The 23,679-nt window shown below is 34.5% G+C and carries 23 protein-coding genes; 18 read left to right on the plus strand and 5 right to left on the minus strand.

Going from position 1 to position 23,679, the window contains the following annotated elements; genetic code table 11:
- Nucleotides 1-148 precede the first annotated feature (148 nt).
- The 8 genes from BR43_RS14480 (at nucleotide 149) to BR43_RS19285 (ending at nucleotide 8,643) form a co-directional block, all read left to right on the plus strand.
- Nucleotides 149-328, plus strand: coding sequence for a 2-hydroxymuconate tautomerase (locus tag BR43_RS14480; protein ID WP_034563168.1), 180 nt, complete (start codon nucleotides 149-151; stop codon nucleotides 326-328).
- A 78-nt stretch (nucleotides 329-406) separates the two neighbouring features.
- On the plus strand, nucleotides 407-1,888 hold the full coding sequence (locus tag BR43_RS14485; protein ID WP_034563170.1) for an AcpB/EbpR/MafR family transcriptional regulator: 1,482 nt from the start codon (nucleotides 407-409) through the stop codon (nucleotides 1,886-1,888).
- Between the two features lie 280 nt (nucleotides 1,889-2,168).
- Nucleotides 2,169-3,479, plus strand: coding sequence for a glycosyltransferase family 2 protein (locus tag BR43_RS14490; protein WP_034563172.1), 1,311 nt, complete (start codon nucleotides 2,169-2,171; stop codon nucleotides 3,477-3,479).
- Between the two features lie 33 nt (nucleotides 3,480-3,512).
- Entirely contained in the window at nucleotides 3,513-4,628 is a 1,116-nt protein-coding gene (gene wecB, locus BR43_RS14495; RefSeq protein WP_034563174.1) for a non-hydrolyzing UDP-N-acetylglucosamine 2-epimerase, read from the plus strand.
- A 20-nt stretch (nucleotides 4,629-4,648) separates the two neighbouring features.
- Entirely contained in the window at nucleotides 4,649-4,804 is a 156-nt protein-coding gene (locus BR43_RS20020; protein WP_157464059.1) for a hypothetical protein, read from the plus strand.
- A 64-nt stretch (nucleotides 4,805-4,868) separates the two neighbouring features.
- On the plus strand, nucleotides 4,869-5,546 hold the full coding sequence (locus tag BR43_RS14500) for a Pr6Pr family membrane protein (protein WP_051933983.1): 678 nt from the start codon (nucleotides 4,869-4,871) through the stop codon (nucleotides 5,544-5,546).
- Nucleotides 5,547-5,584: 38 nt separating this feature from the next.
- Nucleotides 5,585-5,749: a hypothetical protein gene (locus tag BR43_RS20025; RefSeq protein ID WP_157464060.1), complete on the plus strand. Its 165-nt coding sequence runs from the start codon at nucleotides 5,585-5,587 to the stop codon at nucleotides 5,747-5,749.
- Nucleotides 5,750-5,889: 140 nt separating this feature from the next.
- Nucleotides 5,890-8,643, plus strand: coding sequence for a leucine-rich repeat domain-containing protein (locus BR43_RS19285; protein WP_051933984.1), 2,754 nt, complete (start codon nucleotides 5,890-5,892; stop codon nucleotides 8,641-8,643).
- Between the two features lie 108 nt (nucleotides 8,644-8,751).
- On the opposite strand, the gene yidA is transcribed toward BR43_RS19285, so the two are convergent.
- From yidA to BR43_RS14520, 3 genes are read right to left on the minus strand one after another with little or no spacing between them, the layout of a single operon-like run.
- The gene (yidA, locus tag BR43_RS14510; RefSeq protein WP_034563176.1) at nucleotides 8,752-9,561 is read right to left on the minus strand and encodes a sugar-phosphatase; all 810 of its coding nucleotides are present in this window, start codon (nucleotides 9,559-9,561) and stop codon (nucleotides 8,752-8,754) included.
- A 15-nt stretch (nucleotides 9,562-9,576) separates the two neighbouring features.
- The gene (locus BR43_RS14515; RefSeq protein WP_034563179.1) at nucleotides 9,577-10,956 is read right to left on the minus strand and encodes an HD domain-containing protein; all 1,380 of its coding nucleotides are present in this window, start codon (nucleotides 10,954-10,956) and stop codon (nucleotides 9,577-9,579) included.
- Nucleotides 10,953-11,825, minus strand: a complete 873-nt coding sequence (locus BR43_RS14520; RefSeq protein WP_034563181.1) for a lipoate--protein ligase family protein — start codon at nucleotides 11,823-11,825, stop codon at nucleotides 10,953-10,955. Before BR43_RS14520 ends, BR43_RS14515 begins: the two co-directional genes overlap by 4 nt.
- A gap of 272 nt (nucleotides 11,826-12,097) precedes the next feature.
- On the opposite strand from BR43_RS14520, the gene BR43_RS14525 reads away from it, so the two are divergent.
- The 9 genes from BR43_RS14525 to BR43_RS14565 all read left to right on the plus strand — a co-directional run bounded on the left by BR43_RS14525 (nucleotide 12,098) and on the right by BR43_RS14565 (nucleotide 21,495).
- Nucleotides 12,098-13,102 carry a thiamine pyrophosphate-dependent dehydrogenase E1 component subunit alpha gene (locus BR43_RS14525; protein WP_034563184.1) on the plus strand — a complete coding sequence of 335 codons (1,005 nt, stop codon included), beginning with the start codon at nucleotides 12,098-12,100 and terminating at the stop codon, nucleotides 13,100-13,102.
- Nucleotides 13,099-14,097, plus strand: a complete 999-nt coding sequence (locus BR43_RS14530) for an alpha-ketoacid dehydrogenase subunit beta (protein WP_034563186.1) — start codon at nucleotides 13,099-13,101, stop codon at nucleotides 14,095-14,097. Before BR43_RS14525 ends, BR43_RS14530 begins: the two co-directional genes overlap by 4 nt.
- A gap of 20 nt (nucleotides 14,098-14,117) precedes the next feature.
- A complete protein-coding gene (locus BR43_RS14535) occupies nucleotides 14,118-15,068 on the plus strand; it encodes a sugar-binding transcriptional regulator (RefSeq protein WP_034563188.1) in 951 nt (316 codons plus the stop codon).
- 18 nt (nucleotides 15,069-15,086) lie between these two features.
- Nucleotides 15,087-15,518, plus strand: coding sequence for a YwiB family protein (locus BR43_RS14540; protein WP_034563190.1), 432 nt, complete (start codon nucleotides 15,087-15,089; stop codon nucleotides 15,516-15,518).
- Between the two features lie 44 nt (nucleotides 15,519-15,562).
- Nucleotides 15,563-16,162 (plus strand): DNA-directed RNA polymerase subunit delta, encoded by a 600-nt coding sequence (rpoE, locus tag BR43_RS14545; RefSeq protein ID WP_034563191.1) that lies wholly within the window; start codon nucleotides 15,563-15,565, stop codon nucleotides 16,160-16,162.
- 454 nt (nucleotides 16,163-16,616) lie between these two features.
- Nucleotides 16,617-18,215 (plus strand): CTP synthase, encoded by a 1,599-nt coding sequence (locus tag BR43_RS14550; RefSeq protein WP_034563193.1) that lies wholly within the window; start codon nucleotides 16,617-16,619, stop codon nucleotides 18,213-18,215.
- Nucleotides 18,216-18,531: 316 nt separating this feature from the next.
- On the plus strand, nucleotides 18,532-19,797 hold the full coding sequence (locus BR43_RS14555; RefSeq protein ID WP_034563195.1) for a UDP-N-acetylglucosamine 1-carboxyvinyltransferase: 1,266 nt from the start codon (nucleotides 18,532-18,534) through the stop codon (nucleotides 19,795-19,797).
- Nucleotides 19,798-19,810: 13 nt separating this feature from the next.
- Nucleotides 19,811-21,106, plus strand: coding sequence for a transcription termination factor Rho (gene rho, locus BR43_RS14560; RefSeq protein ID WP_034563197.1), 1,296 nt, complete (start codon nucleotides 19,811-19,813; stop codon nucleotides 21,104-21,106).
- Between the two features lie 125 nt (nucleotides 21,107-21,231).
- Nucleotides 21,232-21,495, plus strand: a complete 264-nt coding sequence (locus tag BR43_RS14565; RefSeq protein WP_034563199.1) for a type B 50S ribosomal protein L31 — start codon at nucleotides 21,232-21,234, stop codon at nucleotides 21,493-21,495.
- A 295-nt stretch (nucleotides 21,496-21,790) separates the two neighbouring features.
- Here BR43_RS14565 and BR43_RS14570 read toward each other — a convergent pair whose 3' ends face one another.
- Nucleotides 21,791-22,084 carry a hypothetical protein gene (locus BR43_RS14570; protein ID WP_034563201.1) on the minus strand — a complete coding sequence of 98 codons (294 nt, stop codon included), beginning with the start codon at nucleotides 22,082-22,084 and terminating at the stop codon, nucleotides 21,791-21,793.
- Complete coding sequence (locus tag BR43_RS14575; protein WP_034563203.1) at nucleotides 22,084-23,046, minus strand: exonuclease domain-containing protein; 963 nt, start codon at nucleotides 23,044-23,046, stop codon at nucleotides 22,084-22,086. Before BR43_RS14575 ends, BR43_RS14570 begins: the two co-directional genes overlap by 1 nt.
- Nucleotides 23,047-23,254: 208 nt before the next feature.
- Between BR43_RS14575 and BR43_RS14580 the strand changes: the two genes are divergently transcribed.
- On the plus strand, nucleotides 23,255-23,524 hold the full coding sequence (locus BR43_RS14580; RefSeq protein WP_034563205.1) for a hypothetical protein: 270 nt from the start codon (nucleotides 23,255-23,257) through the stop codon (nucleotides 23,522-23,524).
- The last annotated feature ends 155 nt before the right edge of the window (nucleotides 23,525-23,679 follow it).

Below are 23,679 nucleotides of genomic sequence, written 5' to 3' on the forward strand. Positions count from 1 at the left end.
AGGATCTTACGATTCAATGGAATCAAACGTTGAAGCAACAAATCTTGTTAAGAGATTTTATGTGGGATCGACAAGTAGCTGGATTAAGCTAGAAAGTAGTAAAGTATGATAAACTAAGTAAAAACCTAAATAAAAGGAGAGAATGCTGATGCCATTTGTTCATATTGAAATGTTAACAGGGCGTACCCCTGAGCAGAAACAGCAATTAGTGAAGGAAGTAACGGAAGCCGTAGTCCGAAATACGGGAGCGCCTAGTGAAAAAATCCATGTGATTATTCGAGAAATGCTGCCAACTGAATATGCTCAGGATGGAGTATTTAAAGGGTAAACTTAATTTCTGTAGCAATCAAGAGTATGTTCTAAAACAATCAGCATACTCTTGACGGGAATCAAAGGAGGTAAGCTATTGTTTGATGACAGTGAAATAATTGAAATTAAAATTTTGCAAATTTTGGACACAGAAGAAAAATGGTGGCAAAGTCTTGAAATTGCCAAACTACTTAATCAGTCAAAATCAACGACTCAAAAATATTTAAAGTTATTAAAGGAAAAAATTTCAACCTTTGATAAAGAGTTAGTAGATATAGAAATAAGTAGTAGCCGAGGAATCTTTTTTACACGAGCGCCATCATTTAATTTACAGTTTCTATATACTGAAATACTCAAAGAGCTCCTATTATATTCGGTTGTTGAAAGTTTTATTTATGATGGAGCATTATCAATCACCCAATTTTCAATGGTTCATTATGTCAGTGTTACATCAATAAGAAGAAAATATACAATCATTCAAGATTATTTAGAAAAATTAGAACTAACAATAAAAAAAGATCAACTTATTGGGGAAGAAAAGCAAATTAGATGGTTCTTAACTCATTTCTTTTGGGAAGTCTACCAAAGTTCAGAGTGGCCCTTTTCCACTATTTCAAAAAATGAGCTAACTACAATTGTCAGAGATATTGAAGACAAGTTCAGTTTGCAATTAATTCCTGAAATGAGAGAACAATTACTTTATTGGTTAGCAGTGAATATCATTCGTACGAATAAAGGGTATAAGTTGCCAATTGATGAAGAAATTGATCTATATTTAAAAGATCATCCTGTTTTTTTTGAGTTTAGGGGAGTAATTAGAGCGAAATTTTATAATCCGATTCGGTCGGAAAAAGAATTTTTGGGGAATGTAGGTGAAGTGCAACATCTCTTTTTTCTATGCACGATTTTCCCAGTTTTAGAAGGGGAGGAAACTCTAAGCACAATTAACTATCAAATGCATAAAAATAAACAGACACAAATGTATGCTGCAACTCAAAGGTGGATCACTATGTATGAAGAGTTATTTGATTCAATTGATGGTGATTTAAAGAAGAATCAAATCGAAAAAAAATTACTACGAATCCATAGTTATTCTTATTTATATAAAATGGGCGATGATCTTTTTCATACTCACGATTATATCGATGATCTTTTTGTGAAATATCCGAATTATTCTAAAAAAATGAATCAATTATATCAACAAATACAACCTTCAAATGAACTGGTTTTAAAAAATCAACAGTATCTAATGAAAGCATATATGTTACTTTGTTATGAAGAATTTGAGATGATAAACTATGAAAAAAATATTCTGATTTGTCTAAGTATTGGTGATGGAAGTACGTATGAAGGGATTATGAAAAATGAACTTAAAACCAAATTTCAAGATAACTATAATTTAAAATTTATTTCTCAAAAAGAAAGTGCGGATATTTGGATTACGAATTTACCAATAACCAATCCTGATGATTCAAAGTATCAAGTGAGTGTAAATAACTATTTTACTAAAAGAGATTATAAGTATATTGAAAATTTCTTTATTGAAATTATTGGGAAAGCGTCTATAGCTGATAACTAGTTATAACAAAATTCAATAATAATAATTATTTTAAAAAAACAAGGACTGCTTCAGTCTCTTGTTTTTTTTTGTTGATAAGTAACGATGCGGGTACGACATTGTTAAATAAAGTTGTTAGTCTTTAAACATAAGCCTGCCTTACTCAAATGAATCAATAAGATACAAAATAGTCTACTTCTAAAAAAAATCAGAATTAAGGTCAAGAAAGACTTAATTCTGAATGTTTCTAGAAGGTAGAACGTTTTATACTGAATGCATAGTAAAAGAAGGAGCGTGTTTAATGTTTACTTTGCCAGATTTATTATTTAAAGGAGTGTCAATGGTTATTTTAATTACATCAATCATGGTGTTTTTTCATTTAGGTTTTTATACCTTATTAGCGCTAATAGGATTAAAAAAGCCGAAAAGAACATATGAGATAAAGTCAGATAAAAATAAGTTTTTATTTATTGTCCCGGCCCATAATGAGGAAAAAGTGATTCAAAATTGTTTAGAGAGTATTTCACGCTTAGACTATGATGCTCAATTAGTGAATGCAGTTATTTTAGCAGATCACTGTGAGGATAGGACAGCTGAAATTGCACGTTCTATAAATAACTATACGGTATATGAGAATACCTATGCTGAGGGAGATGTAAGAGGAAAGCCTCACGTTATTGGAAAATATTTGAAGGAACATAGAGACATATGGTTAAAGTATGATTTTATCGTGTTTTTAGATGCAGATAACTTAGTTTCATCAAATTATTTAAAAGAAATAAATTCCCAGTCTATTGCTCAACCTGAATATATGGTGATTCAAGGTTATTTAGATAGTAAAAATATCGGTGAATCAATGCTGTCTAGAGGATATGCGGCGGCGTACTTTATTACAAATCGAGCAATTCAATATTCAAAGCATTTACTTGGTTGGAATGCCTCTATCGGTGGTACGGGGTTTGCGCTTAGAACAGATTATATTGAGCAATATGGCTGGAATCCTAAAAGTTATACGGAAGATTTTGAGATTCAAGTTGAATTATCAATTGAAGGGAAAAAAAGCACGTGGAATCATTTTGCAAAAGTTTATGATGAAAAACCAAATACTTTAGTTGTAAGCCATGTTCAGCGGACTAGATGGTCACAAGGACATTGGCATATTGCATTTACAAAAACTGGCAAGCAACTACTCTCATTAGTGAAACCACAAGGAATTGTCAGTTGGAGCAATCGCTTAGAAACGCTTATTTATTCTTATTCGATGTTCAGATCAGTCTGGCTCTTGTTTTTATTTATGCTAGTAGCTATTGATGTTAGACTTATTTCTCAACTTCCCTATTTCTTTTCATTTTTCTGGTTTTGGTTAATATTTGAAACAATCAATTATATTGTGATTCCATTTACTTACATCATTCAAGAAGGGAAAGAATACATGGGAAATTTTAATACATCCAAAAAGATTTCAGAATTTTTTCTACTGTGGGTTGGTTATTTTTATTCAACAGCAGTGTATTACTTTGCTCAAATAAAAGGGTTCTTTACTTGGTTTTTACCGCAAAATCATTGGCAAAAGACCGAGCATACAAGTCAAGTTAGTTCGGATGATTTATAAAATCCTAGAAAAGTAAGGATAGAAAGGACACTTATGAAAAAATTCACAGTTATGGTTGTGATTGGAGATGATCAGGAGGCCTTAAAAATGGCTCCAATTATTGACAAGCTAAAGAGAGAGTTTGAAAAATTTAAAGTAAGCATTGTAAGTACAGCAAGTAATAAACCAGCAGTCAAAAAAATCCTAGGGCTGTATCATGTAAAAACGAATATCGATTTGAATGTTAGAAAAAGAAATCAACAATTAAATGAATATATAGTGGCTGTGACTGCAGGAATTACAAAGGCCATTCATCATGAAAAACCTGATTTAGTCTTAGTTCATGGAGATTCTACAACTAGTCTAGGAGCTTCTTTATCGGCTTTTTATCAAAAAATTAGTGTTGGACAGATAGATGCTGGTCTACGCTATGGCAATAAATATAGTTCGTTTCCAGCTGAAATGAATCGACGTTTGACAAGTGTAATTGCTGATTTTCATTTTGTTTCTACAAATTCAGCAAAAGCCAATTTAATAAAAGAAGGCATTCAAGAAAATCATATTTTTATGACAGGAAATACGGTTATCGAAACGTTGCCCAAAACAGTAAAAGAAAAATTTATCTACAATGAAATTTCAATTCATAGCGACAATAGTCTAATTTTACTGTCTCTTGATCAACTAGAGGAAATCAATCCAAAATTAGAGGAACTGTATGCAGCTATTAAACAAGTAGTCGCAAAAAATAGCAAAGTGGAAATTATTTATCCACTGCATTTAAATCCAGTGCTGCGAAATCATGCGATTGATACTCTATCAACTATAGAAAGAATTCATCTAGTAGAGCCTTTAGATGTTGGCAAGTATCACAATTTAATCAATCAAGCCCAATTAGTGCTAACAGATACTAGCAGTATGTATGAAGTTGCTACCAGTTTAAAAACGCCTTTATTGATTATGGCGGCTGACATAGATCATCCTGAAATAATTCATACAGGCGTTGGCAAATTAATTGAGATGAATTCGGTGACAATTACAGAGGAAGTTATGAAATTAATGACAGATACTTTTTATTATGATTCTATGCTTTTAAATGAGGAAGTCTTTACGAATGGACTTGAAAGTGCGAGTGAAAAAATTGTGGAAGTAATAAAAAAACAAATTAGATAAGGAATGGGGAATAAAAAATTATGCAATATTCAAATGAAAAAATTGGAATCGAACTAAAAAGCAATACACAGAATCAGATTAAGCAGAAAAAAGGTCAATTAGCGGTAGTTAATGCTCTATTTTTACTGGCTTTTGTTTCAGTAGTCAGTACATTTATCTATTTGGCCTTTTTTTAAGAGAGAAAGGCAGCAATTCTGAAAAAGTAGTGGTTGTTTATTTAGCTGGCAAGGAGGAAGTAGGATGAGAATAAAGAACCATAATTTTGCCAATGTGTATAGATTCTTATTTTTGCTAGTTTGTGGCTATGGACTGTATCTAAATTCTGGACTAGTAAATGGAAAATTAGAGCTAGGTTATCTATGGTTTTATACAATTTTAAGTAATCTTGTTTGTTTTATCTATTATTTTTATTTAGAAATACAGTCCATTCGAGGGTTTCCTTATCAAGAGACTTCAAGAATGAAGGGTGCTATAACAATGTGTATTACTGTGACACTGGTTGTCTATCATTTTTTACTAGTACCAAATGCTTTTGAAATGAACCCAGAATATACAATTTTTAGTTTGGGAAATCTGATTGTTCATTATATTGTTCCTATATTGGTACTTTTGGATTGGTTACTCTTTGATAAAAAAGGCGTAGGTAAAGTGAACGATCCGATTCTATGGTTACTGTTGCCATTTAGTTATTTTTTAGCTGTATTTATGCGAGCTTTGATTTTAAAAACACCTTTAGTTGGTAAAAGTTTATATCCTTATTATTTTATGGATAGTCAACAAATTGGAACAGCTGGGGTCGCAATCACAATCATTTTTTTAGTACTGTTATTTTTATGTATTGGGTATTGTATTTTTGGAGTGGATTTAGTTCTTTCAAAAAGAGAAATTCTAAAAAAGGGTAAGTTTTTTATTGATTGATTGGATAGTAGAGTGACTTTGATATGGAGGATTTTAACATGACTAAATTTGAATTTTATGAACGTCTATTAAAAGAACTTGAGAATGATTTCTGTTTTTTAAAGGAAAAAATGTATACAGATGAAGAGTATAGTAAAGTAAAAAATTTATTACTGGAAGTTTTTAGGATTGAGCTAACTAGTACTTCCCTAACAGAAGATTGATGCCACTAGTTACTAGTTTCCATTTTGAATTTTACTAATTCAGCTTTTAAGTCAACTTGACCTGAAATTTGGTCATAAATAAGGTGGATTTGACAGTATACTAGATTTTGACTAACAAAAAAATTAGAAGGAGCGAAAAAATGAAAAAACAGAAACAGTCATATACAAAGATTATGAGTTCACTATTAGTAGCAAGTATTTTAGCAGCACCGGTATTGGAGTTAACCAATCCGTTAAAAACGGTATTTGCAGAAACAACGGAGCTGGTAGAAGAAAAAACAGAAACAGATGAAACAGAAGCAGAAAGTCAGGAAGAATCCGAGGAATCTACTCCAATTGAAGCAGAACAAGAGGAGGAGAATCCTGCCGAAATATCAGTTGAACCAGAGGCTGTAGATGTAGAAACATCCTCAAATCCAGTTAAAGCAGCCACTGTTGGAACAAAAGCGGATACAGATCTGATTACAGCGGCTGATTTAGGGAATGAACAATGGTTGATTGATAACGTGCAAAGCCAAACAAGAAAAAAAGTTGGCGTTGATCTAACTTTTGGTGATTTAAAAACAATCACTGATATTAAACTTGAAAGAAGAGATGTAGTTGGAAGTATTCCTACAGAAATAGAGAATTTAAGTAACTTAGTGAACTTGAATTTGAACTCGAACGAAGTGAGTGGAAGTATCCCTGAAGGCATAGGGAATTTAAGCAAATTAACAACTTTAAATTTGGAGAATAATAAATTAAGTGGGAATATTCCTGAGATTCTAGGGAATTTAAGTAATTTAACAATCTTGAATTTGTATAATAATCAACTTGATGGAAACATTCCTGATATTCTGGCGAATTTAAGTAACTTAACCAACTTAGATTTGAGGGGCAATCAACTGAGTGGAGACATTCCTAAAAGTCTCGGAAATTTAAGTAACTTAACGAACTTGAATTTGGGTGGTAATGAATTAAGTGGAAGCATTCCTGAGGAACTGGGGAACTTAAGTAACTTAACGATCTTGAATTTATATTTTAACCAATTGAGTGGAAATATCCCTGAAAGTCTAGCCAATTTAAGTAACTTAAAGACCTTGAGTTTTAATACAAACCAATTGAGTGGAAATGTCCCTGAAAGTCTAGCCAATTTAAGTAACTTAACAAGTTTAGATTTGAGGACAAATAAACTGAGTGGAAGCATTCCTGAGAGTTTAGGGAATTTAACTAACTTAGTAGGCTTATATTTGAGTCACAATCAACTGAGTGGAAGTATTCCCGATAGTCTAGGTAATTTAAGTAATTTAAGTGGATTTAGTGTATATGGTAACCAATTGAGTGGAACCATTCCTGAAAGTCTAGGAAATTTAAGTAACTTAAAGAGTTTAGATATAGGTCGTAATCAATTAAGTGGAACTATTCCATCGAGTCTAGGAAATCTAAATAACTTAGATAGTTTTTTTTTCAGTTATAATAAATTGATTGGCATCATTCCAGAAAATCTTAAATCAATGGAGAAGATTTCTAATAGCGCTGCTTATGATAATCAAGTAACAAGCAATTCAAATGGTCCATTTGATTTTGATAATGGGAAAAATCTTCATTCACTTGGTACATTTATTAATGCTGAAGGTTCCAAATTACAATTGAACTCAAATTCAATTCTCTATTTAAATCCCAAAATGGCTGATTTAAAACCATTCGATAGTGAAAGCGATAGTTATTTCAATATTGGATTATCAAATGGGGAAGAGCTATTTGAAGGCCATATCTATACAATTAAAGACAAAGCAACAGGCGAAGTCAAGTATAGTGGTGAGGCAGATGATTCTGTTGTTTTACCAAATCCAGGTAAGGCCACAACGTATCAAATTATTCTAGATGAAGCAGATAAAAATCCAAATAATATAACAGAAACTAGAGTAACAGTACAGGGGCCAGTAAAAGTAGAATACAAATCAGAAGCAGGGACTGAGATAGCTCCTATTCAACTATTAGAAGGCGAAATTGGGACGCCCTATACAACCAGTGCGCTAGATATCGAAGGGTGGATTTTAAAAGAAACTCCGGCAAATGCGAACGGAACGTATACAGCTACCGAACAAACGGTGACTTATATTTATCAAGCAATACCAACTCCTTATAATACATTCACGAATGGCTACTGGAGAGATTATGGGTTTATTCTTGAAGGACGTGCTGGAATTGACACAGAGAAATTTAGCGCCGAAGATTCAGTCACGAAAAAAGTAGAAATGTTAGATAATACTGGAACTATTGTGAAAACATGGGATGCACAAAATACAAACTGGTATGACGCGACTACCTACGATGGCTATCAAGTGATTTTAACAACTGCTGATATGGCGACGTTAGCTGCTGGAAATTACACATTCCAAGTAGAAGTGACTTTAAAGAATGGTGACAAATATGTTGAAGCTATTCAAGAAGGAAGTTCAGCCTTGGGATTTATTGGTGAAGAAAGTCAAACGATTGCTGGTTTAGAAAATGGTATAGCTAACTCAAATGAGGTTGCTTTTAGTACAAATGGTCGCAATGTGATGCAAATGAATATAGCTTCCTCGACTGCAGCATTTAATAAAATTACCCAATATACAAGTGAGGCAGGAACGACCATCATTGATGGCTGGGTTGCAGAAACCAGCTTTAACTTTGCCGATACCCATACAAAAGAACTTGTGATTGAGAATGCTGAAGGAACAGAAGTCTATCGTGAGATAGCTCCTACATGGGATATTACAGAAACATTTGGTATTACAGTCAACGATGAATGGAAACGTGCAGGATTCCAAGCCGATATTCCACAATTACATGATGTAAGTGAAAATAAAGCGTATATCGTAGTAAAAAATGAAGATGGAACAGATATTAGTAAAACACAAATTAAATAAGCAAAATAGAGTGTGAGTAGGATAGAACTCTATCTTCCAAAGAAAAAAGGTGGGAAACTAGAAAAATCTAGTTTCTCACCTTTTTTCACTACTTAAATCTATCAAAAATTAAAATGCAAATTTTTCAATGGCAACCGCAACGCCGTCATTAACGTTCGTTTCAGTGACATAGGTACTAATTGCTTTCACAGAATCAACAGCATTTCCCATCGCAATCGCATAATGAGCATATTCTAACATGGCTAAATCATTTTCATTATCTCCAATAGCCATGACATTTTCAGCAGGGATATTTAAACTTTTCGCTAAATCAGCAACAGCATTTCCTTTGTTGGCTTTCTTATTTAAGATTTCAAAGTAAAAATCAGTACTTTTAATTAACGTATATTTGTCGTAATAACTAGGATCTATTTGAGCAATTCCATGATCTAAAATCTCAGGTTTATCAATCATCATCATTTTACTGATTTCCATTGTCTGATCCATTTCTTCAACAGCCCGATATTTTAAAGGAATACTTACTAAAGTAGCTTCATGAACCGTATATTCACTAATATCTTTATTTGCAGTGTAAAGGTGATCCATATCAAATGTTTGAAAATGAACGCCGATTTTACGACTTAAAGCTTCCAATTCTAAGAAATCTGAATAACCTAATGTATGATGGACAATCGCATGACCATCATGAGTACTTTGGACAAGGGCGCCATTATACGTGATACAGAAATCGCCTTCCTCTTGTAAGTTCAATTCTTCTAAAAATTTAGTTACCCCAACTAATGGGCGACCCGTGCATAAAACAATTTTAATGCCTTTTTCTTTAGCTTTTAATAACGTTTCCTTTACAAACGGGCTGATTTTACTTTCAGGTGTTAACAAGGTTCCATCCAAATCAATGGCAATTAATTCAATACTCATACTGTCAAATTCCTCCTAGTTGTTTTTTGGCTCCGTAATGGCTCCATTATTAATATAGTGCGTAAACTCTTCAAAAATAGATTCAAAGAGATTAACTTCTGTTTGTTGGGCAAGAGGGGCTAAAATTTCTTTTGGAAAATAAAAACGCTCATCGCCACGGGCTTTTCCTGTAATCGCAGCTACAATGTCACTAGCTTTGGAAAGTTCAATAAAACTACCATCAGCTTGAACAAGTTCAATTTGAGTTCTTGTATTGACAGTTTTTGGTCGATAGAAGTCATATGGTAAATCATAACTATTATTTAACGCCGTGTAATAGTCTGTATCATAGCCAGCAGCTGTAATTAATGCCTTCATTTTTTCAATAATTTCTAAATCAGTATCTAAATTAAAAGAAACCGACTTAAATGGATGTCGATCTAAGAAACGCCCCGCTAAATCACTTAAAACAGAATCATTTTCTTCTCGCCATTTAGTGAAATAAGTAGTAAGCGTTCCATCATCAAGTTTTAGATAGTCTTTTAAAGTGACCTTATTTTCAAAGAAAGGAATTAACGAAGCTACCGAATGCTGAAACTTGTAATCAGGATCTAAATAAAGTTCCTTCGCCCGCTTTAGCAAATGGTTTAAAATAACTTCCATTCCACGAGATACTGGATGAAAATAAACTTGCATATACATTTGATAGCGGCTGACAATGTAATCTTCCACTGCATGCATACCAGAGACTTGAAAAGAAATTCCTTCTTTGTAAGGACGGATGACACGCAAAATTCGTGTTAAATCAAATGTTCCATAATTCACCCCGGTAAAATACGCATCGCGTAACAAATAATCCATTCGATCAGCATCAATTTGGCTAGAAATTAATTGCACAACTTGAGGATTGGGATACGTTTTTTGAATCACACTAGCAACTTTTTCTGGGAAATCATAGCTGACTTGACGTAAAATACGGTTTACCTCAGTCTCTTCAGAAGTAATAATTTCTGCAGTAAAGGCTTCATGATCGGTTTCAAAAATCCGTTCAAATGTATGAGAATAAGGTCCATGTCCCATATCGTGAAGCAACGCTGCACATAAAACAACTAAGCGTTCACTATCATCCCATCCACCATCTCCAGGTGTGACTGTTGCAAAATTACGGGTAAACTTATCACAGATGCGGCGAGCGATTTCATAAACACCAAGAGAATGAGTAAAGCGAGAATGCTCGGCTCCATGAAAGGTAAATAATGCTGTTCCTAGTTGCTTTATCCGACGTAAGCGTTGGAATTCTCGGCTACCAATTAAATCAAGAATCACTTGATGTTGTACATGAATATAATCATGTACGGGGTCACGAAAAACTTTTTCAACTGGTAATAACTGATCTTTGTAAGGGACCAAACTCATTGTAACAACTCCTTATTTAAATTATCTTGTAACATTTGTTCATTTCGTTGAACCATTTTCGTAAAGGCAATCTGATAATCTGTTACTAATTCATCAGTATAGCTTCCAGTTGTAATTTGATTGCCAGCAGTTCGCAAGCTAGTCAAAATCAGTTCTTTAACTTGTTCAACGGTAAGAGTGGTTTCCAATAATTCATCAAGGTTAGCCATTACGTCAGGATCCACTGCTGGGAATTTCCATTTAGTTGCTTCGCCTTTTAAACCAGCCGTATAGAAGCGCTGAATCATTTCTGAACGTTTTTTTTGGTTGCCATTTACACTCATATAAATCATGATGCCAACCCCATTACGCATACGACGTTGAGCAATTCCAGCGAATTTTTTGCCATCAATACTTAAATCAAAATCACCAGGGCAATAAGAATCCACAATTTCATAGGCTTCAATCTGCTTGCCGTAGTCTTTAAAGGCTTGTCGAATCAGCTGTAACATATACTCATAACCAGCATCAATACTGATTTTATGTCCAAGGGATTCAGGTAAAATTAAAGATAGATTTAAAATTCCGCTATCGGCTACAACTGCTAATCCACCAGCATTCCGAACTAAATAATTTTTTTGTTCTTTTTCTAAAGTAGTCAAGCCGTCTTGGAAATAAGGCAATTTTGTATCCATCATGCCTAAAATAACTAATTCCTCAGCTGTCCAAAAATGCAAAGCACCCTTTGCTTGATTCGCACCAACTTGTTTTAATAAGCTATCACCTAAAGCAAAGTGGCTTAAAAATTGATTAGAAAAAGGCATCGATTTGCTATCAAAGAGTTCATACGGTTGTTCATATAAATAATTAACATTAGTCAATTCGGTCATTCTATCGACGTCCTTCATAAGTGTATTGTACATATAACTTGCTAATTTAACATATTTCTAACCTTATTATAGCAAAAAATATACAGAGAAGTCCGGATAATAAATGATTTTAAAAAATTACTAAAAGTTTTGGCAGAATGATTGACCTTTATTTGAGAAAAAGGCTATACTGTTTACAATTGATTCTAGAGAGAACATATGTAAAAGGAGGTTATTTAAGATAGATAAAACGCAACGCTTATTTACTTATGAAGGGTGTTAGGAGGATTAAAATGAAGCACATTGCAAATTTAGCTGGACTAACAGATGCAGACTTTAAACAGATTTATCAAAAAATGTGGGAGATTCGTTTTTTTGATGAAGAGGTAGAACGTCTATTCAAAGCTGGTGAGATTCATGGAACAACACATTTATCTATTGGTCAAGAAGCTACTGCTGTAGGCTCTGGATATTTGTTAGAGAAAACGGATTGGATTACATCGACTCATCGAGGGCATGGACATACGATTGCTAAAGGAACAGATATGACTGCAATGATGGCAGAATTATTTGGTAAAAAAAGTGGAACGAATGGTGGTAAAGGTGGCAGTATGCATATTGCTGAATTAGCGACAGGAAATCTAGGTTCCAATGGAATTGTTGGAGCAGGTTATCCTATTGCCGTTGGCGCGGCTTTAAGCATGCAGATGCAAAATAAAGATGCCATCACCATTTGTTATGCGGGAGATGGCTCTACTAATGAAGGTAGCTTTCATGAAGCCTTAAATCTAGCATCAATTTGGCATTTACCTGTGATTTTCTTTATTGAAAATAATCAATATGGCATGAGTAGTAAAATCGACAAAATGATTAATATTCCTGAGATTTCACTGCGAGCAGCTAGTTATGGATTTCCTGGTGTCACTATTGATGGCAATGATTTAGTCGCCGTTATCGATGCAACCTATACAGCTATTCAACGCGGGAAGTCTGGTGCTGGTCCTACTTTAATCGAAGCTTTAACTTATCGTTTTAAAGGGCACTCTAAGTCTGATCAACGACTGTATCGAAGTAAAACGGAGGAAGATGAGTGGCAAGAACAGCGAGACCCTTTAAAACTAACTAGCAAGTTGTTAATTGAATCTGGTGCGGCAACTAAAATAGAACTGATAGAAATTGAACAAAGTGCTTTAAAAAATGTTCAACAAGCCACTGCAACAGCTCGTAACAGCGAAGATGTTACCTTAGCCGATTTAACGACACATGTTTATGCGGATTCAAAGGAGGCTCATAGATGAGAGAGATTACTTATATTGAAGCAGTTAATGAAGCTTTAGATGAAGCATTGGCAGAAGATGAAGCTGTCTTTTTATTAGGAGAAGATATAGGTGTTTATGGAGGTGGATTTGGTGCGACGAAAGGATTAGTTGAAAAATACGGTGAACAGCGAATTCGTTCTACACCAATTTCAGAAAGTGCCATTGCAGGAGCGGCAGTTGGGGCAGCAATTACTGGAATGCGTCCGATTATTGAATTACAATTTTCTGATTTTATTACAATAGCTATGGATCAGTTAGTCAATCAAGCAGCTAAAATTCATTATATGTATGGTGGAAAAGCGAAGGTCCCTATGGTGATGCGCACAGCTGGTGGTTCAGGAACCGGAGCGGCCGCTCAGCATTCCCAAAGCCTAGAAAATTGGACAGCCCATATTCCAGGTTTAAAAGTTGTTCAACCGGCAACTGCTTATGATGCAAAAGGTTTGCTTCATGCAGCGATTGAAGATGATAATCCAGTGATGTTTTACGAGCATAAATTATGTTATCAGACAACCTCAGAAGTTCCAATTGGTAAATACATTATTCCATTAGGTGTTGCGAACATTAAACAAGTAGGAACTGATTGTACCGTTGTAGCAACAGGAATTATGGTTCATAAAACAATGGAAGTTGCTAAAAAATTAGCTAAAGAAGGCATTTCAGTTGAAGTCATCGATCCTCGGACGTTGGTTCCATTAGACAGTGAAACGATTATTCAATCTGTTAAAAAAACGGGACGTTTAGTCGTAGTTCATGAAGCGGTGAAGCGGAGTGGATTTGGTGGAGAAGTAGTAAGTTTAGTTGCTGAAAGTGACGCTTTTTATCATTTAAAAGCACCTATTAAGCGGTTAGGTGGAGTGGCGATTCCAATGCCTTATCAAAAAGAATTAGAAAAACATGCAATTCCACAAGTTGAAGAAATTACCCAAGCAATCTATGAAGTAATGACTAGTAATGTAACTATAACTAAATAACTTTAAAAGGATTTGGATACGTGAAATTTACAGAAGATCGACGTAAAATTTTAAAAGTAGCAACAATGTATTATACAGATGGATTAACTCAAGCTGAGATTGCTGAAAAAATTGGTATTTCAAGACCAGTGATTTCAAAACTATTGAGAGAAGCTAGGGAACTGGGGATTGTTGAAATTTATATAAAAGATGAAAATGCCTGCTCGATTTCATTGGCATTAAACATTGAGACGGATTTTGCTTTAAAAGATGTAATTGTTGTCCCGACTACAAAGGAATTTTCTAAAAGTGTGATAAAGAAAAGCGTGGCTCGTGCTGCGGCTTCTTACATTACAAATCAATTAACTAAGGTAGAAAATTTGGGCTTATCTTGGGGAACAACAATTGCTGAAGTAATTGATGAGATGCCGTATTTATCCTATCCTAACTTGACAATCCATCCTTTAGTTGGTGGAGTAGCTAGCCGTCACTTATTCTTAGATGCCAATCATTTAGCCTTTCTATTATCTGAAAAATTATCGGCTAATTGCCGGTACTTATATGCACCAGCCTTAGCTGAAAGTTTAGCTTTAAAAAAGATTTTAGAAACATCAATCTTAACAACCAGTGTCCTTCAGCAAGCTAAAAATGTTGATTTAGCATTAATTGGTGTCGGCAACCCAACGAATTCCAGTACATGGGAAGATCTTGCTTACATTGATTCAAATGAGTTGGAAAAATTACAGGCGTTACATGTTGTTGGGGATGCAGTTGCCTCCTTTTTTGATGAAAAAGGGCAGCCTCTTCAAACAGATTTGACGGAACGTTTAATGGGCGTTACTATTGAAGAGTTAAAACAAGTCAAGAACGTTGTAGCAGTAGCCACAGGTAGTGAAAAATGTGGGAGTATTCGAGCATTATTATTAGCAGGAGTCATAGATACCTTAGTGATAGATCAAGAGATTGCAGAAGGCTTATGCCGAGATAAGTAATGGAAGAGGAGTGAAGAAATGGATTTAAAAGCTGGGACAGATGTAAAAATTCATCTGACAACGCAAGTAAGCCAATATGGAACCCCGGAACAACATGTTTTTGATGTGATGGGACAAATGGTGCAAATGGGATCAGGATTGTATTTGCGTTATATAGAAATTGAAGAGGGGCAAGAAATTCCAGTTACCATTAAAGTTGAAGCTGATGGAACGCTAACTTTAATTCGTGCAGGAGCAACCAGAACACGTTTAAGATTTGGGATGGGTGAACGTTATGTAACTAATTATACGACTCCACAAGGCGTAATTGCATTAGAAACAGTGACCCATAAAATGCAAGTTAGCCTAAAAGAGAAACCCTTTTCAGGTGAGATTGATATTAACTATGATTTATATTTAGGTGAAGAAAAATTAGGAGAATATAAATTACAATTGCTTTTTACTGCCTAAATATTGTATGATAAAGAGTAGACTGTTGAAAGGACGTGGCAAACGTGGAATTGAAACAATTTGACGGTATGAAAAAAGAAGAATTGTCAATGATTGAAGTAGCTCATGCCATTTTAGAAGAAAAAGGAGATGTCATGGAATTTTCTGATGTAACAACAGCCATTCAGAAATACTTAGGCATTACCGCTGGCAAAATGAAAAAAAATACACCCCAATTTTATACAGATTTAAATATTGATGGAAGCTTTATTTCTCTAGGTGAAAATCGCTGGGGTTTACGTTCATGGTTCCCAATTGATTCAATTGATGAAGAAGTATCTCACTCAAATGATGAAGAAGATGAGGTTCCACGTCGTAAGAAGCGTAAGAAAGTTAGTGCTTTTGTTCCCGATGGCGACGATGTAATTGACTATAATGATGACGATCCAGAAGATGAGGATGTTGTTTTAGTTGATGAAGAAGGCGTTGTAATTGATGATGACGAAGAAGAAGTTGAACAATATAAATCTGATTTAACTGAACTTGGTGCGGATGAAGATGAAGAAGATGACTTGCCAGACGGCATTGAAGGCTCATTAACCTTAATCGATGAAGATGATGACGAAGATGATGATTACACTGAAGACGAAGATGAAACAATCTAATCTTTAATTTCAATCATATATCTATTTCTATCGTTATTTTATATGGAAATTAAAAGAAAAAAATAAATATCTTGACGAGTGCGTCATTAGATTGTATTATCTTTATTGGGCTCCCTAAAGAGAAATCTTAAAGGACCGATAAGATAAAATGATATCTAAGCTCCCTATTCATTAGTGAATGGGGAGCTTTGTTTTGTTTTTTTAGCAGATGAAACCCAGATAAACCAGCGGGGAATTAAAAAACATCTTAAAAATCAGATGTTGCTTTAAGTGCCAAACGAAATCTATCAGTAATTGTTATTTATTTTTAGATTGAGGAGCTTAAGTTTTTGATTACTTAAAAATTTAACGAAAAAGGGAGTGAAAGCAACAAGTTTGATACTGGTTTGTCAATAAACAATTAATTTATTGATTTTAATGAAACACAACACTAAAAAAGAAGGAGTTCGATTTAATGACCAAGTATATTTTTGTAACAGGCGGCGTTGTATCTTCAATAGGAAAGGGCATTGTGGCAGCTTCTTTAGGCCGATTGCTGAAAAATCGTGGATTAAAGGTAACCATTCAAAAATTTGATCCATACATTAACGTTGATCCAGGTACAATGAGTCCTTATCAACATGGGGAAGTTTTTGTAACCGATGATGGTGCGGAAACTGATTTAGATTTAGGTCATTATGAACGTTTTATTGATATCAATTTAAATAAATATTCAAATGTAACCACAGGAAAAGTGTACTCTGAAGTGTTACGTAAAGAACGTAAAGGGGAGTATCTAGGCGCAACGGTTCAAGTTATTCCTCACATCACGAATGAAATCAAAGAAAAAATTATGCGTGCTGCCCAAACAACAGATGCGGATATTATTATCACAGAAGTTGGTGGAACGGTTGGGGATATTGAATCATTGCCATTTTTAGAAGCATTGCGTCAAATGAAAGCTGATGTTGGTTCTGAAAATGTGATGTATATTCACACAACATTAATTCCATATTTAAAAGCCGCTGGTGAAATGAAAACTAAACCAACTCAACATAGCGTGAAAGAGCTACGTAGTTTGGGGATTCAACCAAATATTTTAGTAGTTCGTACTGAAAAACCAGTAGCACAAAATGTGAAAGACAAACTAGCTTCATTCTGTGATGTCAATCCTGAAGCAGTTATTGAGTCTCGTGATGTAGAAACACTTTATTCAATTCCATTGGCCCTACAAGCTCAAGGAATGGATCAAATCGTCTGCGATCATTTGAAAATAGATGCCCCTGTTGCGGATATGACGGAATGGATTCAATTGGAAGAAAAAGTATTGAGCTTGAAGAAAACAACAAGAATTGCGTTAGTTGGGAAATACGTTGAGTTACCAGATGCGTATTTATCAGTAGTTGAAGCTTTGAAACATGCTGGATTTACCTATGATTCTGATATTGAGATTGACTGGGTGAATGCAGAACACGTGACAACGGAAAACGTTGCTAGCTTATTAAAAACTGCAGATGGAATCTTAGTTCCAGGTGGATTTGGTGATCGAGGGTTAGAAGGAAAAATTGCAGCGATTCAATATGCCCGCGAAAGTAAAGTACCATTTTTAGGCATCTGTCTAGGAATGCAATTGGCTTGTGTTGAGTTTGCTCGTAATGTTGTTGGATTAGAAGATGCAGATTCTGCTGAAACGAAACCGGATTGCCAAAATAATATTATTGATTTAATGAGCGACCAAGAAAATGTTGAAAATCTTGGTGGAACGTTACGTTTAGGATTGTATCCATGTCAATTAACTCCAGGCTCTGTTGCCGCAAAAGCCTATGATAATGCTGAAGTGGTTGAAGAACGTCATCGTCATCGCTACGAATTTAACAATGATTACCGTCAACAATTAACAGATGCAGGGTTAGTATTCTCTGGTTTATCACCAGATGGTCGTTTAGTTGAGATTGTTGAACTTGAAGATCATCCATTTTATGTTGCGTGTCAATTCCATCCAGAATTAATTTCACGTCCAACACGTCCCCAAAAATTATTTAAAGCTTTTGTTGGTGCAACATTAGCTAAATAAAATTAGTAAAAAGTTGTTTAGACTCAGAAAAACTCACTTTTTTGAATCTAAACACTTTTTATTTTACATAGAAGTCTTTGAAATAAAGTCAAATTGCATTATTAGAAGATTAAGTTTCTAAATGAGCTATTGTATTTTTCTGATTTCTTTTCTATTATGGTAGTAGGTTGAGTCTAATGAATTAAACTTAATTAAAAAACCCTAGTAAACTATTTAGTTTGCTAGTCGGTTAAAAAAGCCTAAAAATGAAAACGAAAGATGTTTCATTTTTACGATCTATCTTTTAAGTAGACTATATAAAGTGAGGGTTAAATAAATGAAAAAGTTAATCGTTAACGGCGGTCGTCCGTTGTCTGGAGAGATTACCATCAGTGGCGCAAAAAATAGTACAGTGGCTTTAATACCAGCAGCTATCTTAGCGAATTCGCCAGTTACTTTAGAAGGCGTACCAGATATTCAAGATGTACATTCTCTAATGGAAATACTAGAAATGATGAATGTAAAGGTTGATTTTGATGGTTCAACTTTAGTCATTGATCCAACAGAAATGGTTTCTATTCCAATGCCAAGTGGTAAAATTAAAAGTTTACGAGCTTCCTATTATTTTATGGGTGCTTTATTAACAAAATATGGTCAAGGAGTCGTTGGTTTACCAGGGGGCTGTTTTTTAGGTCCACGTCCAATTGATCAACACATTAAAGGGTTTGAAGCATTAGGAGCAACAGTGGATAATGAGCTAGGTGCCATGTATTTACGAACAGATGAAAAGGGACTAAAAGGTGCACGAGTTTATTTAGATGTGGTTTCAATTGGAGCTACAATTAATTTAATGCTAGCCGCAGTTAAAGCACAGGGCAAAACAGTTATTGAAAATGCTGCTCGTGAACCAGAAATCATTGATGTAGCTACTTTATTAAATAATATGGGTGCTAAAGTTCGTGGTGCTGGAACGGATATTATTCGTATTGAAGGAGTCGAAGAGTTAACAGGCTGTCGTCATACTATTATTCCAGATCGAATTGAAGCAGGAACCTATTTATCAATGGCAGCAGCAATGGGAACCGATATTGTTGTTAAAAATGTAATCTTTGAACATCTAGAAGGCTTAATTGCTAAAATGGAAGAAATGGGTGTGCCGATGGAAATTGGCGAAGATAGTATCCGTGTTTTAGAAGCGAAAGAATTGAAAATGGTCAGCATTAAAACCTTGCCTTATCCAGGATTTGCAACAGATCTACAACAGCCTCTTACACCGCTATTAATTAAAGCACAAGGAGAAGGGACTATTATTGATACTATTTATCCTAAACGTGTGAAACATGTCCCAGAGCTAGCTAGAATGGGCGCTAAGATTCGTGTTGAAAGTGATATGATTTTAATCGAAGGTGCTTCTGAACTAACAGGTGTAGAAGTGGAAGCAAGTGATTTACGTGCGGGGGCTTGTTTAGTGACAGCTGGTTTGATGGCTAAAGGTACTACAACGATTACTGGAGTGGAAAATATTTTACGTGGATACGACCATATTGTTGAAAAATTAACGGCTTTAGGAGCCGATATTCAAATGATTGAAGACGGCCAATAAAGGAGGTAGGATGATGAAAGATTTACTAACATTAGCAGATCTTGAGAAGAAGACGCTGAAAGAAATTTATACATTTGCTAAGGACTTTAAAATTCCCTATTATAGCCAAATGAATAAAAAAGAATTATCCTTAGCCGTTTTACGAGCACAAGAAGAAAAACAAGGTTTTTTTGTAGCCGAAGGCGTTCTTGATATTGTTTCACAGGAAGGTTTTGGTTTTTTACGTCCGATTAACTATACGCCTAGTCAGGAAGATATTTATATATCTGTTTCTCAGATTCGTCGTTTTGGTTTGCGAAATGGGGATAAAATCCAAGGAAAAGCTAGACCACCAAAACCATCTGAACGTTATTATGGTTTAATGCATGTCAACGCTGTGAATGGAAAAAATCCAGAAGAGGCTAAAGAGCGCTCTCATTTCCCAGCATTAACCGCTTTGTATCCAGATCGACAAATTAAACTAGAAACAGAACAAATAAAAATATCTAACCGTTTAATTGATATTTTAGCACCAGTAGGATTTGGACAACGGGGATTAATCGTTGCTCCGCCTAAAGCAGGTAAAACAATTTTACTTAAAGAAATTGCCAATGGTATTACAAAGAATTATCCAGATGCAGAGTTAATTATGCTTTTAATTGATGAGCGTCCTGAAGAAGTGACCGATATCGAACGTAGTGTGAAGGGGGATGTTGTTTCCTCAACCTTCGATCAACAGCCAGAAAATCATGTACGAGTTACCGAATTAGTTCTAGAACGGGCAATGCGCTTAGTTGAGGATAAACGTGATGTGATTATTTTAATGGACAGCATTACTCGTTTAGCTCGAGCCTATAACTTAGTCGTTCCTCCAAGTGGACGCACATTAAGTGGTGGGATTGACCCAGCTGCCTTTTATCGTCCAAAACGTTTCTTTGGTGCTGCACGTAATATTGAAGAAGGCGGCAGTTTAACGATTTTAGCAACAGCATTGGTAGATACAGGTAGCCGAATGGATGATATTATTTACGAAGAATTTAAAGGAACTGGGAATTTAGAGTTACATCTTTCTAGAGAATTAGCTGAACGTCGCATTTTCCCAGCAATTGATATTAAGAAATCAAGTACACGTAAAGAAGAATTATTGATGCCAGGCACTCGCTTGGAAGAAATATGGAAGTTACGTCGTTTGATGGTTGGAGATTCACTAGAGTTTACGGATAAATTTATTAAACTATTACGCAAATCAAAAAACAATGATGAATTTTTCTCTAGTTTTAGTGAAGAAGCTTTCGGGCGTGGTCGAGTGAATCGAGTACCTCGAAAATAAATATCTGCTAGAGTAGATAAAAGCATTGCAATCCCAATAAGAACATGATATTATTTTAATGTTGTCGTACAGACAAAAATAACTCTGTTTCAGCAAATGAATCAGGGCAAAGGAGCGAAAAGACTATGAAACAAGGAATTCATCCAGAATACAATCCAGTAGTTTTCATGGATACAACAACAGGTTTTAAATTCTTATCTGGTTCTACTAAGTACTCAGAAGAAACTGTTGAATGGGAAGATGGTCAAACATACCCATTAATCCGTGTCGAAATTACATCTGATTCTCATCCATTCTATACTGGGCGTCAAAAATTCACCCAAGCAGATGGCCGTGTGGATCGTTTCAACAAAAAATACGGTATCAAAGACACAAACGCTGCAGAGTAATCTCAGCTTAAAAAAACACTTAAATCATTGTGTAAACAATGGATTAAGTGTTTTTTTGTTTTGTATCGAAGAATAAAGTGACTAGCTTTCACTATAAACAGTACAGATATAGTTTATATTTGTTCAATTACAGGTTTAATGAATTAAATAAGACTACTAAATGGCGAGGAACAATTATCATGAAAGAATTATTTGAAATTCAATCATTTCCCTCTATATAACTAGACTTCAACTAACATAAGAATGAAAACTAATGATCTTAAAGTTAGGATAAAATCATTAGTTTTCCACTAGCCTAACTACTTTCTTCTAATCCATATTCAGCCAGTATTTTTTTTGAATAAGGTAATGAGTGCTTCTCAAGTAAAACTTGGAAAAAGTTTAGTTCTTGTTCAGTAGCAGGGATTTTCTCTAAAATATCTATTTGTTTGGCTAATTTTAATTCTTGATTAAAGGTAAAGTTAGTTCCAGCAACATTTAAATGAACAAAGTTACCAGATAGAATTCCCTGAGCTAATTCATAATCTTTACTTAAGTCTTGAAAAAGATAGGTGTTTTGATTTTTAGTTTTAATTTTAACTAATTCCATTATTTGAACATCTCCTTTAATTGTTTTTCAGTCAAAATATGAATATCTTTCCCTTTGGCAATTAGCTCACGAGCTTTTCTTTGTTTGCCACTTAATCCATCGTCACCAACAATTGATAAATCCTGTACACCTTCAACAACATAATCCGTTTTACCAGAGACAGCTGATTTTAAAATGCCACCTTTTTCCACAACTTGCTGCATTAATTGATCTTTATTACTTGTAAAATCACCAGTAAAAACAAATGATTTAGCTAAAAATAAAGGATTATCAATAAGCGTATTTTTCTCAAGAGCATTAATTTCTTTCAAGTTTGATGTCTGAAAACGTTTGACCTTAGCAGAGGGATAACTAAAATATTTGCTCGTTTTAAGTTGATTGAAATCTTTCACATTGATACTAGTTGCATACATGGTTAAATAATCAACAATTGAAAGTTGGTGTAACTCTTTTGTACAGGCAATCAGAAGTGCTCCACAAGCAGTAGCATCAGAAAGTGCATCATGATGAGAATCTAAGGCTACATTGAATCGTTGACAGCGTTCCTTTAAACCATTGGGAATTCCTTCGCCAGCACAAGCTTTAGTACTGTATGGGATTGAGTCAAAATAAGCAAAATCAATTGATTCTATTTGATAGTGAGCTAAAGTTTCAGCTAAGACAGACATATCAAACTGCGCGTTATGAGCCGCAATATAGTGGCTTTCTTGAAGTAATCGTTTAATTTCAGGCCAAATCAGTGGGAAATCAGGGGATGTACTAGTATCTTGACTAGAAAGACCATGAATTTCAGTATTTTTAAGGGAATAGCGATTGTTAGGTGGCTGAATGAGCCAACTATAGCTAGCAACAATCTCAAGATCTTTAATCAAACACATTCCTAACGAACAAGCAGAGTAGTTATTATTCGTTGCCGTTTCAAAATCAATCGTAGCAACATCATATTTTTTATTAATAGACATTTAGACACCTCATTTAGTTGAACGTTCATTTATCAAATAATAGAGAAAAAATAGCTGATAATCAACGTATTAATACATCTATCATACCTTATCTAGGTGAAAAAGTTAACGAAATATTTTCCTTAACCGAAAACGGATCTAGTATATTAGTGGGAATCATTTTCCAAATTTGTTATGATAGCCTTAAATTAAGAGAGAAGGGATTAAGATGATGTATAAAATAAAGTTTCATTTAAGCGATGGAAATGAAATTACGGTTGATGATATTGTAGCGAAAAATCCAGAAGAGGCTTGGCGTGAAGTTTGTCAAGAAGACGAAGCGGGTTATTTGATTAAGGTAGAAACTAAGGAAACGATTCATCGGGTATTTAAAGGGCATTTAGTTAGTATTGAAACGAAGGACAAAAGCGCATCCTCTAGAAAAAATACAGAAACAGCCATGACGGCGATTGATGCACTGTCTAATATGGGATTGTAAGGTAATTCTTAGCCATTGATTTCAGTTAAAATGAAAATTAATTAAATAGTTGGTTAGGGCTATTCTAATGCCACTTAATAATAGGGGTGTTAGAATAGTTTTTTTTGTATTTTTTTCTAAAAAAAATGCAAGTAGATTCTTAATGAACTAACAGA

It is taken from the genome of Carnobacterium gallinarum DSM 4847 (assembly GCF_000744375.1).
In the GTDB taxonomy this organism is placed as follows: Bacteria; Bacillota; Bacilli; order Lactobacillales; family Carnobacteriaceae; genus Carnobacterium; species Carnobacterium gallinarum.

Excerpts from the sequence above, each read along its gene's own strand:
- BR43_RS14480 (WP_034563168.1), top strand. The coding sequence starts at position 149 with ATGCCATTTGTTCATATTGAAATGTTAACAGGGCGTACCCCTGAGCAG.
- BR43_RS14490 (WP_034563172.1), top strand. The coding sequence starts at position 2,169 with ATGTTTACTTTGCCAGATTTATTATTTAAAGGAGTGTCAATGGTTATT.
- wecB (WP_034563174.1), top strand. The coding sequence starts at position 3,513 with ATGAAAAAATTCACAGTTATGGTTGTGATTGGAGATGATCAGGAGGCC.
- BR43_RS20020 (WP_157464059.1), top strand. The coding sequence starts at position 4,649 with ATGCAATATTCAAATGAAAAAATTGGAATCGAACTAAAAAGCAATACA.
- BR43_RS14500 (WP_051933983.1), top strand. The coding sequence starts at position 4,869 with ATGAGAATAAAGAACCATAATTTTGCCAATGTGTATAGATTCTTATTT.
- BR43_RS20025 (WP_157464060.1), top strand. The coding sequence starts at position 5,585 with ATGACTAAATTTGAATTTTATGAACGTCTATTAAAAGAACTTGAGAAT.
- BR43_RS19285 (WP_051933984.1), top strand. The coding sequence starts at position 5,890 with ATGAAAAAACAGAAACAGTCATATACAAAGATTATGAGTTCACTATTA.
- yidA (WP_034563176.1), bottom strand. The coding sequence starts at position 9,561 with ATGAGTATTGAATTAATTGCCATTGATTTGGATGGAACCTTGTTAACA.
- BR43_RS14515 (WP_034563179.1), bottom strand. The coding sequence starts at position 10,956 with ATGAGTTTGGTCCCTTACAAAGATCAGTTATTACCAGTTGAAAAAGTT.
- BR43_RS14520 (WP_034563181.1), bottom strand. The coding sequence starts at position 11,825 with ATGACCGAATTGACTAATGTTAATTATTTATATGAACAACCGTATGAA.
- BR43_RS14525 (WP_034563184.1), top strand. The coding sequence starts at position 12,098 with ATGAAGCACATTGCAAATTTAGCTGGACTAACAGATGCAGACTTTAAA.
- BR43_RS14530 (WP_034563186.1), top strand. The coding sequence starts at position 13,099 with ATGAGAGAGATTACTTATATTGAAGCAGTTAATGAAGCTTTAGATGAA.
- BR43_RS14540 (WP_034563190.1), top strand. The coding sequence starts at position 15,087 with ATGGATTTAAAAGCTGGGACAGATGTAAAAATTCATCTGACAACGCAA.
- BR43_RS14550 (WP_034563193.1), top strand. The coding sequence starts at position 16,617 with ATGACCAAGTATATTTTTGTAACAGGCGGCGTTGTATCTTCAATAGGA.
- BR43_RS14555 (WP_034563195.1), top strand. The coding sequence starts at position 18,532 with ATGAAAAAGTTAATCGTTAACGGCGGTCGTCCGTTGTCTGGAGAGATT.
- rho (WP_034563197.1), top strand. The coding sequence starts at position 19,811 with ATGAAAGATTTACTAACATTAGCAGATCTTGAGAAGAAGACGCTGAAA.
- BR43_RS14565 (WP_034563199.1), top strand. The coding sequence starts at position 21,232 with ATGAAACAAGGAATTCATCCAGAATACAATCCAGTAGTTTTCATGGAT.
- BR43_RS14570 (WP_034563201.1), bottom strand. The coding sequence starts at position 22,084 with ATGGAATTAGTTAAAATTAAAACTAAAAATCAAAACACCTATCTTTTT.
- BR43_RS14575 (WP_034563203.1), bottom strand. The coding sequence starts at position 23,046 with ATGTCTATTAATAAAAAATATGATGTTGCTACGATTGATTTTGAAACG.
- BR43_RS14580 (WP_034563205.1), top strand. The coding sequence starts at position 23,255 with ATGATGTATAAAATAAAGTTTCATTTAAGCGATGGAAATGAAATTACG.